General features: G+C 72.6%; 1 protein-coding gene and 2 pseudogenes. All 3 read left to right on the top strand.

Annotation, left to right across the window (positions count from 1 at the left end; all coding sequences use genetic code 11):
* Positions 1–157: 157 nt before the first annotated feature.
* On the top strand, positions 158–5,509 hold the full coding sequence (locus ACN28I_RS07865) for an amino acid adenylation domain-containing protein (RefSeq protein WP_420941479.1): 5,352 nt from the start codon (positions 158–160) through the stop codon (positions 5,507–5,509).
* Positions 5,502–16,875: pseudogene (locus tag ACN28I_RS07860) on the top strand (MupA/Atu3671 family FMN-dependent luciferase-like monooxygenase). Before ACN28I_RS07865 ends, ACN28I_RS07860 begins: the two are co-directional and overlap by 8 nt.
* Positions 16,872–18,440, top strand: a pseudogene (locus ACN28I_RS07855) (condensation domain-containing protein); the annotation flags it as partial. The pseudogenes ACN28I_RS07860 and ACN28I_RS07855, both read left to right, overlap by 4 nt.
* Between the last annotated feature and the right edge of the window lie 5 nt (positions 18,441–18,445).

Genomic DNA, 18,445 nt, shown 5'->3' with positions numbered 1-18,445 from the left:
TCTCTCCTGGATTCTTGGAGCCTGATGGGCCCAGCGTCTAAGGTGACGCCCGAGAAACAGGGGGCAGGAAGAGCTTGTCGGAACTGCTCGGCCCCTGGGTGCCGTGTGGTCACTGCGTGGGTTCTTCATGCCCTCCGAGCCCCGCTCGTGAGGACCCATGCCGCTGCTGTCGCGAGAGAATCCCGCGCGTGCCGTCTCCCTTCCCGAGGGCACCACCTTCGTGGACGTGCTCCGGGAGCGGGCCCTCCTCCAGCCCGAGGCCCGGGTCTTCACCTTCCTCGACGAGGCAGGGGAGAGCTTCATCACCTACCGCGAGCTGGACGAGGGCGCCCGGGCCGTCGCGGCCACCTTGCGCCAGCACCTCGCCCCCGGTGATCGGGCGCTGCTGCTCTACCCGCCGGGCCGTGAGTACGTGCTGGGTTTCCTCGGGTGCCTCTACGCGGGCGTCATCGCCGTCCCCGCGTATCCGCCCGATCCCTCCCGCCTGGCCCGCACCCTGCCCAGGCTCCAGGCCCTGGTGGCCGACTGCCGCGCCACCGCCGCGCTCACCACCTCCGCGCTGCTCGACATGGTCGGGTTCCTCACCGAGGACGCTCCGGTGCTCCGCGCGCTGCGCTGGCTGGCCACCGACGCGCTCGAGTCCGGCGCCACCGCGGCCTGGTCCGCGCCCTCGCTGTCCTCCGAGGATCTGGCCTTCCTCCAGTACACCTCCGGCTCCACCGGCACGCCCAAGGGCGTGATGCTCAGCCACCGCAACCTGCTGCACAACTCGGGGCTCATCGCGCTTGGCTTCGATGCCTCGCCCCAACCCGTGGGCGTCATCTGGCTGCCGCCGTACCACGACATGGGGCTCATCGGCGGCATCCTCCAGCCCCTCTACCGCGACATCCCCACCGTCCTGATGTCGCCGCTCTTCTTCCTCCAGCGCCCCTTGAACTGGCTGGAGGCCATCTCCCGTCACGGCGGCAGCGTCAGCGGAGGCCCCAACTTCGCCTACGAGCTGTGCGTCCGGAAGACGACCCCCGAGCAGCGCGCCGCGTTGGATCTCCGTCGCTGGGAGGTGGCCTTCTGCGGCGCCGAGCCCATCCGCCAGGAGACGTTGGACCGGTTCGCCGAGGCGTTCGCTCCCGCGGGCTTCCGGCGCGAGGCCTTCTATCCCTGCTACGGGCTCGCCGAGGGCACGCTCATCGTCAGCGGTGGGCGCAAGGCCGAGCCTCCCCGGGTGCGCCACTTCGCTCGCGAGGCGCTGCTGCGCGGAGAGGCCCGGGCTCCGGACGCCGGGCACGAGGGCGTGCCGATGATCGGCTGTGGCGGCTCCCTGGGTGGCCAGGAGGTGCGCATCGTCGAGCCCGAGACGCGCGTGCCGTGCGCCCCCGGCCGCGTCGGGGAGATCTGGGTCCGTGGCGCCAGCATGGCCCACGGCTACTGGGAGCGGTCCGATGACACCGCGCGCACCTTCCAGGCGCGGCTCGCGGGCTCCGGCGAGGGGCCGTACCTGCGCACCGGGGACCTCGGCGTGCTCGACGGCGGCGAGCTGTTCGTCACCGGGCGGCGCAAGGATCTCCTCATCATCCGCGGGCGCAACCACTACCCGCAGGACCTCGAGCTCACCGTGGAGCGGTGCGACCCGGGGCTGCGGCCCGGTTGCGGCGCCGCCTTCTCCGTGGACTCCGGGGGCGAGGAGCGGCTGGTCGTCGTCCATGAGTTCGCCGACCGTTCCGGCGCGGACCTGGAGACGCGCGCCCGTGACGTCATCGCCCTCATCCGCCAGACGGTGGCCGAGCAGCATGAGCTCGGCGTGCACGCGGTGGTGCTGCTCGTGCCCGGAAGCATCCCGAAGACGTCGAGCGGGAAGATCCAGCGCCATGCCTGCCGCGCCGCGTTCCTCCATGGCTCCCTGGAGGCCGTGGGCTCCTGGCACGAGGGGGGAGCCGTCACCCGGGGGGAGACCGCGGGCCTGTTGGACGGAGCGGAGGAGTCCGCGCCTCCCCTGAGCGCCGGAGTGGAGGCCCTGCTGCCGTGGCTCTCCGCCCGCCTGTCTCGCGAGCTCAGGATTCCCGCCGGCGAGCTGCGGCCGGACGTGCCGCTCACCCAGTACGGGCTCGACTCGCTGCGCGCCATGGAGGTGCGCGGTTCGCTCGAACAGACGTTCGGCGTGAAGCTGCCCGTCACCAGCCTCCTGCGCGGGCCCAGTGTGCGGGAGCTGGCCGAGAGCCTCGTCGCGCGCCCCTCGCCCGAGGCCGAGGCGCCGCTCGCGCCCCTGGCTCCCGAGGAGACTCCGCCTCTCTCCGAGGGGCAGCGGGCGCTGTGGTTCCTCCAGCGCATGTCGCCGGAGAGCACGGCGTACCACGTGGTCCGCGCGGCGCGGATCCGCTCCCAGCTCGATGCCCCGGCGTTGGAGCGCGCCTTCCTGTCGCTCGTGGCGCGCCACCCGTCGCTGCGCGCGGTGTTCCCCGAGGAGAACGGCGCTCCCGTCCCGCGGTTCGTGGAGCCCTCGGGCCCTCGGGTGCAGGTGGAGGACGCCTCCGGCTGGAGCGACGCGCAGCTTCGGACACGGCTCGACGCCGAGGCCCACCGGCCCTTCGATCTGGAGCAGGGGCCGCTGATGCGCGTCCTGCTCTTCACCCGCGGCCCGGACGAGCACGTGCTGCTGCTCTCGCTCCACCACCTCATCACCGACTTCTGGTCCCTGGGCGTGATGGTGGAGGAGCTGGGCGCGCTCTACACGGCGGAGACGGGAGGCCTCGCGGGCGTGCTGCCGGCGCTCTCCGTGGGCCCCGTGGAGGCCACCCGGGCGCTCTCCGTACGGCTCGCGGGCCCCAGGGGAGAGGTGCTGCGCTCCTTCTGGAAGGAGCGGCTCGGCGGTGAGCTGCCCGTGCTGGCGCTGCCCACCGACAAGCCCCGTCCCCGGCTCCAGTCCTTCCGCGGGGAGACGCTCCCGTTCCAGGTGGGGCCGGAGCTCACCCGGCGCGTGAATGCGCTCGCTCGGGAGACCGGGGCCACGCCGTACATGGTGCTGCTGGCCGCCTTCTTCGCCTTCCTGCGCCGCTACACCGGACAGGATGACCTTCTCGTGGGCTCACCCACCGCGGGCCGCACCCGGCCGGAGCTGACCCGGCTCGTCGGCTACCTCGTCAACCCCGTGGCCCTGCGCGCCAGCATTCCCCGGGGCACCTCCTTCCGCGAGCTGATCTCCCAGGTGCGCGGCACGGTGCTCGAGGCCCTGGAGCACCAGGACATGCCTTTCGCGCGGCTCGTGGAGCAGCTCCAGCCCACGCGCGAGCCGGGGCACTCGCCCGTCTTCCAGGCGATGTTCGTCCTGCAGCGTGCCCACCTGCCCGGAGAAGGCGCCTCGCTGGCCTCCTTCGCGCTGGACGGCCCGGACGCACGCATGCGCCTGGGCGCCCTGGAGATCGAATCCCTGCCGCTCGTGCGCCGGGGCTCGGCGTTCGATCTCACCCTGATGATGGCCGAGGCGGACGGTGGGTTGGGCGCCTCGCTGGAGTACTGCACGGACCTCTTCGAGGCCGCCACCGCCGAGCGCATGGCGCGGCACTTCGTGGCGATGCTGGCGCAACTGGTGGAGGCGCCCGGGCAGCGGGTGGAGGAAGTGGAGCTGCTGGGAGGGGAGGAGCGGGCCCGGGTGCTGGAGGAGTGGAGCCGGGGGCCGCGCGTGGAGGTGCCCGTGGAGGGGCTGGCGCGGCTGCTGGAGGAGCAGGTGGCGCGCACGCCGGAAGCGGTGGCGGTGGAGGGAGGCGGGCAGCGGCTGAGCTACCGCGAGCTGGAGGCGCGGGCGAGGCGGCTCGGCGCCCGGCTGCGGCGCGAGGGCGTGGGCCCGGAAGTGCGGGTGGGCGTGCTGCTGGAGAAGAGCGTGGAGGCGGTGGTGGCCTTCTGGGGCGTGCAGAAGGCGGGTGGGGTGTACGTGCCGCTGGAGGCGGTGCTGCCGCGCGAGCGCCTCGAGTGGATGGCGCGGGACGCGGGCGTGAAGGCCGTGGTGACGCTGCGCGGGTGGGAGGAGCGGTGCCTTCCGCCCGAGGGCGCGCGGGTGGTGCGGCTGGAGGAGACGGGCGCGGAGGAGCCGTTGCCCTATGAGAGCGGCGTGCGGGGTGGCAACGCGGCGTACGTCCTCTACACCTCGGGCAGCACCGGCAGGCCCAAGGGCGTCGAGGTGACGCACGCGGGGCTGTGCGATCTGGCGTACGCGCGGATGCGGGCGTTCGGCGTGGGGGCGGAGTCGCGGCTGTTGCAGCTCGCCTCGCTGGGCTTCAACGCCTCCATCTGGGAGTACCTGCTGACGGTGTCCTCGGGCGGGGCGCTGTACGTGCCCGAGGGTGGACGGGTGCCGCTGGGCGAGGACCTGCGGCGGGCGCTGGTGGAGGGCGCGGTGACGATGGTGACGCTGCCCCCGTCCGTGCTGGCGCTGCTGCCGGAAGAGGGGCTGGAGTCCCTGCGGGTGGTGAAGTCCGTGGGCGAGGCCTGCCCGCCCGCGTTGGTGGAGAAGTGGGGAAGGGGACGGCGCTTCGTCAACGGGTACGGGCCCACGGAGACGTCGGTGTGCGTCACGTGGGCGGAGTGCGTGCCCGGCGAGGGCCGGCCTTCCATTGGAAGGCCGCTGGCCAACGTGCAGGCGTACGTGCTGGACGCGGAGATGCGGCCTGTCCCCGCGGGCGTGGCGGGAGAGCTGTTCCTGGGCGGCCCCGGCGTGGCGCGAGGCTACGTGGGGCGGCCGGAGCTGACCGCCGAGCGCTTCGTGCCCAACCCCTTCAGCCGCGAGGGCGGTGAGCGGCTGTACCGGACGGGGGACGTGGTCCGGTGGAAGGCGGACGGGCGGCTCGACTACGTGGGCCGCGCGGATGCGCAGGTGAAGGTGAACGGCGTGCGCGTGGAGCCGGGCGAGGTGGAGGCCGCGCTGCGCGAGGTGGGCGGCGCGAAGCAGGCCCACGTGAAGGCGTGGAAGAGCCCCTCGGGCGAGGCGCGGCTGGTGGCCTACGTGGTGCCCGGGGAGTCCACGCCCCGCGAGACCCGGGAGCTGCGCGCGCTGCTGCGCCAGCGGCTGCCCGAGTCCATGCTGCCCTCGGCCTTCGTCCACCTGGAGGCCCTGCCGCTGTCCTCCAGTGGCAAGGTGGACGGGCGCGCCCTTCCTCCTCCCGAGCCCCCCGAGCGCTCCGCTTCCTTCGTCGCACCGCGCAGCCCGCTCGAGGTGTCCATCGCGCGCTGCTGGGCCCAGGCGCTCGGGCGCGAGGCCGTGGGCATTCATGATCATTTCTTCGATGACCTCGGCGGCAGCTCGCTCACCGTCGTCAGGGCCTGCGCCCTGCTGCGCGACGAGCTGAAGCAGGATGTCCCCATCGTCCACCTCTTCGAGCACCCCACGGTCCACGCGCTCGCCAGGCGGTTGGACGCGGCCGTGAGCTCCGAGACTCGCAGCAACAATCATCAGGATCGCGCGGAGGCTCGCCGACAGGCCCTCCAGCGCCGCAACCCTCGAGGGAGCCGTGGCAATGGCTGAGCAGGACATGATGGACGAGGGCACGGGGAACGACATCGCGATCATCGGCATGGCGGGGCGCTTCCCCGGTGCCAGTGACATCCACGCCTTCTGGCGGAACCTGCGCGAGGGCGTCGAGTCCATCTCCCGCTTCGGCGCCGAGGAGCTGGAGCCGTCTCCGCTCGTCCCCGAGGCCCTGCGCGCGCACCCGGACTTCGTGCGTGCCGGTGGCGTCCTCGAGGGCGCGGACCTCTTCGATCACGGCTTCTTCGACATCGCCCCCCGCGAGGCGCTGTGGATGGATCCCCAGCAGCGCGTCTTCCTGGAGTGCGCCTGGGCCGCGCTCGAGGACGCCGCCTATGATCCCGAGCGCTTCCCCGGGAAGATCTCCCTCTACGCGGGCGCCGGCCAGTCCGGGCACGTGCTCTCCCTGCTGGGCCACGTGAAGAAGGAACCGGCCGCCTTGTTCGAGGCGCTCGGTACGACCACCGCCGAGAACGTCGCCACCAAGGTGTCCTTCAAGCTCTGCCTGCGCGGCGAGAGCATGGCCCTCTACACCGCGTGCTCCACGGGCCTCGTCGCCGTCCACATGGCCTGCCAGAGCCTCCTGCTCCGCCAGTCCGACATCGCCCTGGCCGGCGCCGTCCGCCTCTCGCTCCCGCAGCGCACCGGCTATCTCTACCAGGACGGGATGATCTTCTCGCCCGATGGGCACTGCCGCGCCTTCGACTCGCGCGCCCGGGGCACCGTGAGTGGCAATGGCGTGGGCGTCGTCGTCCTCAAGCCGCTCGCGGATGCGCTGCGCGACGGCGATCACGTCTATGCCGTCATCAAGGGCTCGGCCATCAACAACGACGGCCATCAGAAGGTCGGCTACACCGCCCCCAGCGTCGAGGGCCAGGCGGAAGCCATCTCCGAGGCCCTCGCCTACGCGGGCGTCGGGGCAGGGGACCTGGGCTACGTCGAGGCCCACGGCACCGGCACGCCGCTCGGGGATCCGATCGAAGTGTCCGCGCTCACGCGCGCCTTCCGCCGCGACACGGACGCGCGAGGCTACTGCGCGATCGGCTCGGTGAAGACCAACATCGGCCACCTGGACACCGCGGCGGGCATCGCCGGGCTCCTCAAGGCCACCCTGGCGCTCCACCACGAGGAGATTCCCGCCAGCCTCCACTTCGAGCGCCCCAACCCGGCCATCGACTTCGCCGGCAGCCCCTTCTTCGTCGCCTCCGAGCGCCGCCCCTGGGCTCGCGGCGAGCGGCCCCGGCTCGCGGGCGTCAGTTCCTTCGGCATCGGCGGCACCAACGCGCACGCCATCCTCTCCGAGGCTCCGCTCACCGCCAGCCGCCCCAGCGCCCGGCCTCGCCAGCTCGTCACGCTCTCCGCTCGCACCGCCACCGCCCTGGAGGCCATGACGCAGGAGTTGGCCGCGCACCTGGAGGCCCACCCGGGTGTCGACCTGGCCGACCTCGCCTTCACCCGGAACGTGGGCCGCAAGGCTTTCGAGCACCGGCGCTCCGTCGTCGCGGCGGATGTTCCCTCGCTGATCGCCCGGCTGAAGGCGCCTCCCGCGGCTCAGGCGATCGCCAGCCTGGAGGCGGCTCGCGAGCAGCGCGTGGCCTTCCTCTTCCCCGGACAGGGCGCGCAGTCGGTGGGCATGGCGCGCGAGCTGTACGCCGCCGAGCCCGCATTCCGCGAGCACGTGGACGCTTGCCTTTCGCTGCTCACCCCCCGTTTGGGCAGGCCCCTGCGCCCGCTGCTGTACCCGGCTCCCGCGCAAGAGGCCGAGGCCCGCGAGGCCCTCGCGGATCCCCGCTACGCGCTGCCGCTGCTCTTCACCGTGGAGTATGCACTCGCCAGGCTGTGGATGGACTGGGGCCTGGAGCCCCACGCCATGTTCGGGCACAGCTATGGCGAGTACGTGGCCGCGTGCCTCGCGGGCGTGCTGCCGCTTGAGGACGCGCTGGCGCTCGCGGTGGTGCGCGGTCAGCTCATGGCGCGCATGCCTCCCGGGGCCATGACCGCCGCGGGCTGCTCCGAGGCCGAGCTTCAGCCGCTGCTCACCGGAGCCCTGTCGCTGGCCTCCGTCAACGGCGCCACCCGTTGTGTCGTCTCCGGCCCCGTGGATGAGGTGGAGCGGCTCGAGCAGGAGCTCGCGCGCCGTGGGGTGGGCTCGCTGCGGCTGCCCGCGCGGCAGGCCTTCCACTCGGCGGCAGTGGAGCCCCTGCGTGAGGAGCTTCAGCGCACCGTCGCGGGACTGCGGCTCTCCGCGCCCCAGCGGCCTTATGTCTCCAGCGTCACCGGGACGTGGATCCGCCCCGAGGAGGCCACGGATCCGTCCTACTGGGCCCGGCAGATGCGCCAGCCCGTGCGCTTCGCCGCGGGCCTGGACACCCTCCAGCGGGATGGGTGCGCCGTTTATCTGGAAGTCGGTCCCGATCAGGCGCTCACCACGCTGACCCGGATGCACCTGCGCGGAGAGGCGCAGGTGCGGGTGGTTCCCTCGCTGCCTCGCGCGGGTACTTCGACGTCCGATCAGGGCACGTTGCTGGAGGCGCTCGGCTCGTTGTGGCAGGCCGGGCTGGAGGTGCGCTGGGAGCGCTTCTACGCCCACGAGCAGCGCCTGCGCCTGTCCCTGCCTTCGTATCCTTTCGAGCGCCAGCTCTTCCGGCTCGAGCCCCGCTGGGCGGAGACGGACGTGGCTCCGGCTCCGGCCAGGGCTCCCGTGGCGGCTCCCGCTCCGGCTCCGGCTTTGGTCAAGGCTCCGGCTCCTGCCGTGGCCGTCGCCCCGGCCAGCAAGGAGGCCCCCCAGACCGATATCGAGCGGCAGGTGCTGGCCATCTGGCGCGAGCGGCTCGGTGTCGAGGACATCGGCATCCACGACAACTTCCTGGAGCTGGGCGGCAACTCGCTCATGGCGGCGCAGATGCTCACGCGCCTGCGCGAGTCCTTCCCCGTGCAGCTCCCTCTGAGCGATCTCTTCGAGGCCCCCACCGTGGCGGGCATCGCCGGGCGCATCGAGGCCCGCCTGAAGGAGGCGGGGCCCTCGGGGAGTGGCGTTCCGGTGCCGCGCCTGGAGCCCGTGGCGCGCGAGGGCGTGCTGCCGCTCTCCTTCGTGCAGGAGCGGGTGTGCGCGCTGGAGCGCTTCGTGCCCGGCAACCCCGCGCTCCACATGCCCATGGTCCTCCGGCTCACGGGCTCGCTGGACGTGGCCGTGCTGGAGCGGTGCCTCGCCGAGACCGTCCGCCGTCATGAGGCCCTCCGCATCACCTATGCGTTCGTGGATGGCCGGTTCGTGCCTCGCGTGCCCTCCGAGCTGAAGCCGGCGCTCCCGGTCCTCGTCCTGGAGGGCTCCCGCGACGAGCGCGAGGCGGAGGCACTGCGGCTCGCCCGCGAGGACGCCGCGCGGCCCTTCTCCCTGGAGCAGGGTCCCGTCCTCCGCGCCTCCCTGGTGCGCATCGCCGAGGACACGCACCTGCTGCTCGTCACCGTGCACCACGTCGTCTCGGACACCCTGTCCATGGTGGCGATCGCCCGCGAGCTGGCGGTGAACTACGAGGCCTTCCTCCAGGGCCGCCCCTCTCCGCTCCCCGCGCTCCCCGTGCAGTACATGGACTTCGCGGCGTGGCAGCGGCGCGCGATGGCCTCGGGTGCCTTCTCCGCCCAGGAGGCCTTCTGGCGCGAGCGCATGGCCGCTCCTCCCGGCCCGCTGGCGCTTCCCACGGATCGTCCTCGCGGGGCCTCGCGCTCGCTCATCGGCGCGCGCCGCCTCTTCGGCCTGTCCCGCAGGCTCTCCGATGCCATCCTGGCGCTCGGCCAGCGCGAGGGCTTCACCTCCTTCATGATCCTCCTCGCCGGTTACAAGGCGCTGCTGGCCCGCTACGCCGGCCAGGAGGACATCGTCGTGGGCACGCCCATCGGCAACCGCTCCCGCGGCGAGCTGGAGCCGCTGGTCGGCTACGTGGCCCATGCCGTCCCGCTGCGCACCGACCTCTCCGGCGATCCCACCTTCCGCGAGCTGCTCGGGCGCGTGCGCGACACCACGCTGGGTGCCTACGCGAATCCGGACGTCCCTTATGAGCACCTCGTGCGCGAGCTCGAGCCCAAGAAGGACCCCAACACCTCGCGGATCTTCGACGCGCTGTTCGTCCTCCATGCCGGGTTCGGCTCGCACCTGGAGCTGCCCGGACTGCGGCTGGAGCCCGTGCAGGTGCCGGATGCGCCCTCGCAGTTCGGCTCCCTGCTCTCCAACCTCTGCGTCTCCCTGGGCGAGGGCGAGCAGGGCTTCTCCGGTGACATGGAGTACGCCACCGAGCTCTTCGACACCGCCACCATCGAGCGGATGATCGGCCATTTCGAGGCGATCCTCGAATCGGCCGTGACGGACCCCGGCCTGCGGCTCTCCGAGCTGTCCCTGGAGACCGCGGCGGAGCGGAGCCAGCGGGAGGCCCTCGCGTCTCCGTCTTCGCACCGTGAGGCCGTTTCGATCGCGGCCCTGCTGGAGGCCGAGGTCTCGCGGGCTCCGGATGCACCCGCCGTCATCGCCGGGGAGCGGAGCCTCTCCTGGGGTGGGTTGCGCGAGCGGGCCCGGCGTCTGGCCGGAGCTTTGGTGAAGAGGGGCGTGGGACCGGAGCAGCTCGTGGCCGTGTGCCTGGAGCCGTCTCCCGAGCGCCTCGTGGCGCAGTGGGCCGTGCTGGAGGCCGGTGGGGCCTGGGTGCTCGTGCCTCCGTCGAAGCTGCGGGAGCTGGCCTCGCTCGCCCCCGAGGGTGCACCGGTGCCGCTGCTGCTCACGGACTCGCGGCTGCGCACCAGTGTCCCGCTGGAGGCCTCGCGGGTGCTGCACGTGGACGCGCCCCAGGAGGAGCTGCCCGCGTTCGAGCACCGCGCCTCTCCGGCCGGTGCCGAGGCCATGGTCTGCCTCGAGGCGCTGCGTGCGTCCGAGGGCACTTCGCGCCGGGCCATCCACACGCTCCGGACCGTGGCGCACCTGTTCCACGCGCTCGATCAGGGCGGCGGTGGGACTCCGGGAGGCGCATGGCTGTGGGCCGAGGAGCCCGCGGGGCAGGGGAGCGGACTGGAAGTGCTGTGGGCCCTGTGCCGGGGCCTGCGCGTCGTCCTGCCGCGTGAGCCCGCGAGCGCCCGGTTCGTGGTGGGCCGGGACGCCGCGCCCCGCCGCGCGCTGGCCTTCGGCCTCTCGTACTTCGCCAATGACGAGGACTCACTCGGCCGGCGCAAGTACCAGCTCCTGCTGGACGGAGCGCGCTTCGCCGACTCGCATGGCTTCTCCGCCATCTGGACGCCCGAGCGCCACTTCCACTCCTTCGGCGGCCTCTACCCGAGCCCCGCCATCACCGGCGCGGGCATCGCCACCATCACCGAGCACCTGGGCATCCGCGCGGGCAGCGTGGTGATGCCCCTGCACGACCCCCTCCAGGTGGCCGAGGAGTGGGCGATGATCGACAACCTCTCGGGAGGCCGGGTGGGGGTGTCGTTCGCCTCGGGGTGGCACGCCAACGACTTCGTCTTCGCGCCGGACCATTACGCGCGCCGCAAGGAGATCATGCTCCGCGGCATCGAGACGGTGCGGCACCTGTGGCGCGGCGGAACGGTGCTCCGCCGCAACGGCGAGGGCCAGGAGGTGGAGATCGCCATCCGCCCGCGCCCGGTGCAGGCCGAGCTTCCCTTCTGGTTCACGGCCGCCGGGAGCCCGGAGACCTTCCGGCTCGCGGGCGAGCTGGGTGCCAACGTGCTCACCAACCTCATGGGCCAGGATCTCGATTCCCTGGCCGAGAAGGTGGCGATCTACCGCGAGGCGTGGCGGCGGCACGGCCATGGCCCCGGCCGGGGACAGGTGAGCCTGATGATGCACGCGTTCCTCGGGGCGGATGCGTCCGAGGTGCGCCGCGCCGTGCGCGAGCCGTTGCTGCGTTACTTCCGCAGCTCGGTGGACATCTTCAGTGGCTTCGCCGCCAGCCAGGGTCTCAAGGTGGACGTGCGCACCCTCACGCCGCGCGACATGGACGCGCTGCTGGAGCACGGCTTCGAGCGCTACCTGGAGGCCGGTGGCCTCTTCGGAACGCCCGAGTCCTGTGCGCCCATCGTCGAGCGCGTGCGGCGGCTGGACGTGGACGAGGTGGCCTGTCTGGTGGACTTCGGCGCCAGCACGGAGGCGACGATGAACAGCCTCCAGCACCTGGACACGTTGCGGCGCCGCTCGCAGCCGGAAGGGACCGCGGCCGTGTCCTCCGCGCTGACGGAGAGCGGTTCTGAGGTCGGGGCGGTGCTCGCGCTGGTTCGCGAGACGGGTGTCACGCACCTGCACTGCACGCCCTCCCTGGCCCGCGCGCTCGCCGCGCTCCCGGGAGTCTCCGAGGAGCTTCGCACCGTGCGGCGGCTGTTCGTCGAGGGCGCGGCTCCGGAGCTGGCCGCCTCGCTCGCTCGCGCGGCTGGAGTGGAGGTGCTGCGCCGCGAGGAGGCCTTCGGGCCGGCGGCGTGGCTCCCCGTGCGCGCGGAGGATTCGGGTACTCCCGTCTTCCTGCCTCCCGCTCACATGCAGGTGCAGGTGCTGGATTCCCGGGGCAGGCCCGTTCCCGTGGGCGTCTCCGGCGTGCTCGCCATCGGAGGCGGGGGTGTTCCGCGCGGCTTCTGGAAGGAGCCGCCCCTGGAGGCTGGAGCCCGGCTGCTCCCCTTGGGACAGCGCGCCCGGCGCAGGGCCGATGGTTCCGTGGAGCTTCTCGCGGGAAGTGCTCCTGCGGCCCGCCGTCCGGCACCGGCTCCCGCGCCTGCGCAGGCTCCACGTCCCGAGGGACCGTCCGCCATCACCCGCGTGCCGCGCGATCGGCCGTTGCCCCTCAGCTTCTCCCAGCAGCGGCTGTGGTACCTGGATCAGCTCGAGCCGGGGAACGTGGCCTACAACAACCCCTCCGCGCTTCGTCTGAGCGGACCGCTGGAAGCCGCCGCGCTGGAGCGAGCCCTCAACGAGGTGGTCCGCCGCCACGAGGCACTCCGGACCACCTTCGCCCTGGAAGACTCGGGCCCCGTGCAGCGCATCGCGGAATCCCTGGCCGTGCCCGTGCCGGTGGTGCCGCTGGAGGTGGAGGGAGACCGTGACGCGGCGATCGCCCGGTGGGCCCGCGAGGAGGCCCGGCGGCCCTTCGATCTCGCGGCCGGTCCGTTGATCCGCGCGGCGCTGCTGCGCGTCGAGGACACCGAGCACGTGCTGCTCGTCACCCCGCACCACATCGTCTCCGACGGCTGGTCCGCGGGCGTGATGATGAAGGAGCTGGCGGTCCTCTACGCCGCCTTCGTCTCGGGAGCCGCTTCGCCGCTGCCGGAGCTGTCCGTGCAGTACGTGGATTACGCCGCGTGGCAGCACGAGTGGCTGCGGGGCCCCGCGCTGGAGAAGGAGTTGTCCTGGTGGAAGCAGACGCTGGCCGACGTGCCCGTGCTGCGGCTCTCCACCGAGAAGCCCCGTCCGGCCGTGCAGTCCTACCGGGGCGCGCAGCACCGCTTTACCGTGCCTCGGAACGTGGCCAACGCGCTGGGTGCGCTCGCCAGGCGCGAGGGCGCCACGCCCTTCATGGTGCTCATGGCCGCCTATCAGGTGCTCCTGTCCCGCTACAGCGGCCAGCAGGACTTCGCGGTGGGCACGGCCGTCGCGGGCCGCAGCCGCCCCGAGTTCGAGTCCCTCGTGGGCTGCTTCATCAACTCGCTGCCCCTGCGCGCCGATCTCTCCGGGGATCCGTCCTTCGTGGAGCTGCTCGGCCGCGTGCGCCGCACCGCCCTGGAAGCCTTCGCCCACCAGGAGGCACCGTTCGAGAAGCTGGTCGATGCCCTGCACGTCTCGCGTGACCTGGGCCACTCGCCCATCTTCCAGACGCTGCTGGTGCTCCACAACGTCCCCATGCCCACCGTGCAGCTCGCGGGCCTCACCCTGAGCGGCATGGAGCTCCACGCGGGCGCCGCCAAGTTGGATCTCGCGCTGGAGCTGCGCGAGACGGCGGACGGGCTCTGGGGTGGCCTCGAGTACAACACCGATCTCTTCGACGCGGAGACCATCTCCCGCATGGGTGGCCACTTCGTGCGCCTGCTCGAGGGGATCGCCTCGGCTCCGGAGCACCGGCTCTCCTCGCTCTCGCTCCTGTCCGAGGCGGAGCGCCGCCAGCTCCTGCTCGAGTGGAATCCGCCCCAGGCGGCTCCGTCCTCCGCCACCGTGCTCGAACTCTTCGAGGCCCAGGTGGCCCGGACTCCCGACGCACCCGCTCTGGCCGATGCCGGAGAGGTGCTCTCGTACCGTGCAGCTCGCCGCGCGGGCCGGGCGCATCGCCTCGCTGCTGCGGCGGCAGGGCGTGGGTCCCGAGCACGTGGTGGCCCTCGCGCTGGAGCGCCCCACGGACGTCGTGTCCTCCATCCTGGGCACGCTCGCGGCCGGAGGCGCCTGGCTTCCGCTGGACATCTCGAGCCCGCCGGAGCGGTTGCGGCTCGTGCTCGAGGACGCGGGGGCGCGCGTGGTGCTCACCCGCGAGGCCATGACGGGCCGGTTCGCCCTGGGAGAGGGGAAGGCCGTGCTCGCCGTGGAGTCCGCGGCGTCCGAGCCCGCGGTGTCCCTCGCGTTGCGTCCCGAGCCCCATCACGCGGCCTACGTGCTCTTCACCTCCGGCTCCACGGGCAGGCCCAAGGGCGTGGTGGTGGAGCACCGGCAGCTCGCGCACGCCACCCGGGCCCGTTTCGAGGTGTACGGGGCTCCGGGCGTCTGCGTCCCGCTGTCGCCGTTCACCTTCGATGCCTCGCTCGCGGGCCTGTTCTGGACGCTGCTCCACGGCGGCACGCTGCGCTTCCCGGAAGCCGGAGTGATGGATGATCCGCGGGAGCTGGCCGCCTCCCTCACGCGGCACGGCGTCACGCACCTCATCGGCGTGCCCGTGCTGTACGCGCAGATCCTCGCGGCGGCTCCGGCCGGTGGGCTCTCCAGCCTGCGTGCGGTGAGCGTCGGCGGCGAGGCGTGCCCGCGCGAGCTGGTCCGCGCCCACCACGAGGCCCTGCCCAACACGGCCCTCTTCAACGAGTACGGCCCCACCGAGGCCACCATCTGGAGCACCGTGCACCGGGTGGATCCTTCGGACACGGGCTCCGTGCCCATCGGCCGGGCCATCCCCGGTGCCCGGGTGTACGTGCTCGACGAGCGCCTGCAGCCCGTCCCCGTGGGCGTGCCGGGCGAGCTGTACGTCGGCGGCGCTGGCGTGGCGCGCGGCTACCTCCACCGGCCCGAGCTCACCTCCGAGCGCTTCGTGGCCGATGCCTTCGACACGAGCCCCGGTGCCCGGCTGTACCGCACGGGCGATCGCGTGCGTTGGCGCAAGGACGGGGTGCTCGAGTTCCTCGGCCGCCAGGACGGACAGGTGAAGGTTCGGGGCTTCCGCATCGAGACGGGTGAGGTGGAAGCGGCGCTCGCCGCCCACTCCGGGCTGCGCGAGGTGGCGGTGGCCGCTCGCGAGGACGGGCGGGGTGGCAGGCGGCTCATCGGCTACGTCGTGCCCCACGAGCGCCCGGGCCCCACGGCGGACGCGCTGCGCGCCTTCCTGCGCGAGCGGCTCCCCGAGTACATGGTGCCCTCCGCCTTCGTGGAGCGCGAAGCCCTGCCGCGCACGCGCAACGGCAAGGTGGACGTGGGCGCGCTGCCGGCCCCGGAGCTTCAGCCGGCCGCCCGCAGCGCCGCGTACGTGGCACCGCGTAACGAGCTGGAGACGCAGCTCGCGCGCATCTGGTGCGAGGTACTCGGCGTGGAGCGCGTCGGCGTGGATGACAACTTCTTCGAGCTGGGCGGGGACTCCATCCTCAGCATCCAGATCGTCACCCGGTCGGGCCGGGCGGGCATCGAGTTGTCTCCGCGTCAGGTGTTCCAGAACCCCACGGTGGCCCGGCTCGCGGCGGTGGCGAACACGCGGCTCGCCGTGCAGGCCGAGCAGGGTCCGGTGACGGGCCCGGTGGCGCTGAGCCCCATCCAGCGTTGGTTCTTCGCCCAGTCGCCCGCCGAGCCCCACCACTGGAACATGTCGCTCCTCCTGGAGCTGCGCACGGCCCTGGACGCGGCGGTGCTGGAGCGAACGCTGGGGCTCGTGGTGGAGCACCATGACGCGCTGCGCTTGCGCTTCGCTCGGACGGAGGAGGGCTGGCGGCAGGTGTGCGCGGCCCCGGGCGAGCCCGTGCGGCTGGAGCACGTGGACCTGTCGGGTGTGGCGCCCGAGGCCCGGGCCGCGGAGCTGGAGCGGCGGGCCACGGAGGTGCAGGGCTCGCTCCGGTTGGAGGAGGGGCCGCTGCTCCGGGCCGTGCTGTTCGAGCTCGGGGCGGGACAGTCCGGGCGCCTGCTGCTCGTGCTGCACCACCTGGTGGTGGATGGCGTCTCCTGGCGCATCCTCCTGGAGGATCTGCTGGTGACGTACCAGCGGCTCGCGGCGGGCGCTCCGGTGGCACTGCCTCCGAAGACGACCTCCTTCCAGGCCTGGGCCCGGGGCCTCTCCGAGCACGCGCGCTCCGGCAAGCTGGACGTCGAGCGCTCCTGGTGGCTGGAGCGTCCCTGGAGCCGTGTCACGCGGCTGCCGGTGGACTCGACGGGAGGGGAGAATCTCGAGGGCTCGGCCCGGAGCGTGAGCCTGTCGCTCACCGCCGAGGAGACCCGCGCGCTCTTGCAGGACGTGCCGCGCGCGTACCACACGCAGATCAATGATGCGCTCCTCACCGCGCTCGCGCGGACCGTGAGCCGCTGGACCGGCAATCCGCTGGTGCTGGTGGACGTGGAGGGCCATGGCCGCGAGGAGCTGCTCGCGGGCCTGGATGTCTCGCGCACGGTGGGTTGGCTCACCACGTTCTTCCCGGCGCTGCTGGAGGCCCGGGAGGCCGCTGGCCCGGGTGAGACCCTGCGGGACGTGAAGGAGCAGCTCCGCGCCGTGCCTTCCAAGGGCATGGGGTACGGGCTGCTGCGCCATCTGGCCGAGGACGCCGCGCTGGCGGGGCTCCCGTTGGCCGAGCTGAGCTTCAACTACCTCGGACAGGTGGATGGGGCGTTGAACGGGAACGGGATGCTCGCGCTCGCGCCCGAGGGCATGGGACCGCAGCGTGGGCCTCGCACCCGCAGGCCGTACCTGCTCGACGTGGTGGGAGCCGTGGTGGGCGGCCGCCTCCAGATGACGTGGACGTATGGGGCGTCGATTCACCGCGGGGAAACCGTCGAGAAGCTCGCGGCGGATTTCCTGGAGCGGCTGCGCGAGCTGATCTCGCACTGCCAGTCCCCCGAGGCCGGAGGCCACACGCCCTCCGACTTCAAGTTGGCCAAGGTGAAGCAATCCCAACTCGACAAGCTTTCCGCCCGGTTCGGCAAGAAGACCCCATGAGCGACAACATCGAGAACCTGTACCCGCTCTCCCCGTTGCAGCAGGGGATGCTCTTCCACGTCCTCCAGGAGCCGGGCTCGGGCCTGTACTTCAACCAGCTCTCCTGCGAGCTGCGCGGCGCGCTGAACCTCCCGGCCTTCACCGAGGCCTGGAGCCGGGCCGTGGCGGCGTTCCCCATCCTCCGCACGGCCATCGTCTGGGAGGACGTCGACGAACCCCTCCAGGTGGTGCTCAAAGAGGTGGACCTGCCGCTCGAGCAGGAGGACTGGCGCGGGACTCCGGCTCCCGAGCAGGAGGCGCGCTTCACCGCCTGGCTGGAGGCGGATCGCCGCCGGGGAGTGGAGCTCGGCACGCCGCCGCTGCTGCGCCTGTCGCTGCTGCGCACCGGGGACTCGGCGTACCGCTTCGTCTTCAGCCACCACCACATCCTGCTGGACGGATGGTCCGTTCCCCTCCTCATCAAGCAGGTCTTCGTCCTCTACGAGAGCCTCGTCCGGGGTCTCACGCCGCGCGTGGAGCAGGCGCGGCCCTATGGCGACTACATCGAGTGGATTCAGGAGCGCGGGCTGGAGGAGTCCGAGCGCTTCTGGCGCCGCTCGCTCGCGGGCTTCTCCGAGCCCACCGGGCTGGGGCGCGGCTTCCCCGGGGCGTCGCCCGCGTCCGGCCGTGTCACCCGGCGGATCCACCTGTCCGCCTCCACCACCGAGGCGTTGAACGCGCTCGCGCGCCAGCAGGGCCTCACGCTCAACACCGTGGTGCAGGGCGCGTGGGCGCTGCTGCTCGGCCACCACGCGGGGACGAGGGATGTCGTCTTCGGCACCACCGTGTCCGGCCGTCCCCCGGAGCTGTCCGGCGTGGAGGGCATGGTGGGCCTGTTCATCAACACGCTGCCGGTGCGGGTGCGTCTGCCCGGCGACGAGCCGCTCGTCGAGTGGCTGAAGGGACTCCAGGCGTGGCTGCTGGAGATGCGGCAGCACGAGCACTCGCCGCTGGTGAAGGTGCAGCGCTGGAGCGAGGTCCCCGCGGGCACGCCGCTCTTCGAGAGCCTGGTCGTCTTCGAGAACTACCCGGTGGATGCGGCGCTCACGGCGTCGCTGCCCTCGCTGGAGGTGCGCGACGTGCGCGCCGTGGAGGAGGACCACCACCCGTTGACGCTGGTGGCCGTGCCGGGGCGAGAGCTGCGGTTGGATCTCGCCCATGAGCGCGCCCGCTTCGATGCGGAGCATATCGACGGGATGCTGGGACAGTTGCGCCTGCTGCTCGAGGCCATGGCCTCCCGGCCGGAGCAGCGGTTGCGCGAGCTGTCCCCGGTGGATGCGGCCGCGCGCCAGCGGCTGTTGAAGGAGTGGAGCACCGCGGGAGGTCCGTCCACGGAGCCCGCCGTGCTCCATCGCCTCTTCGAGGAGCAGGTGGCGCGGACGCCGGACGCGGAGGCGCTCGTGTTCGGCTCCGAGCGGCTCACCTATGCGGAACTGGACGCGCGGGCCAACCAGCTCGCGCACCACCTGCGCGGGCTCGGCGTGAAGGCCGAGTCCCGGGTGGTGCTGTGCCTGGAGCGCTCCTCGGAGGC

The sequence above is a fragment of the Archangium gephyra genome, from assembly GCF_049060025.1.
Taxonomy (GTDB): domain Bacteria; phylum Myxococcota; class Myxococcia; order Myxococcales; family Myxococcaceae; genus Archangium; species Archangium gephyra_A.
The sequence above is the reverse complement of the archived record's forward strand: the minus strand, read 5'-3'. Positions and strand labels throughout refer to the sequence as shown.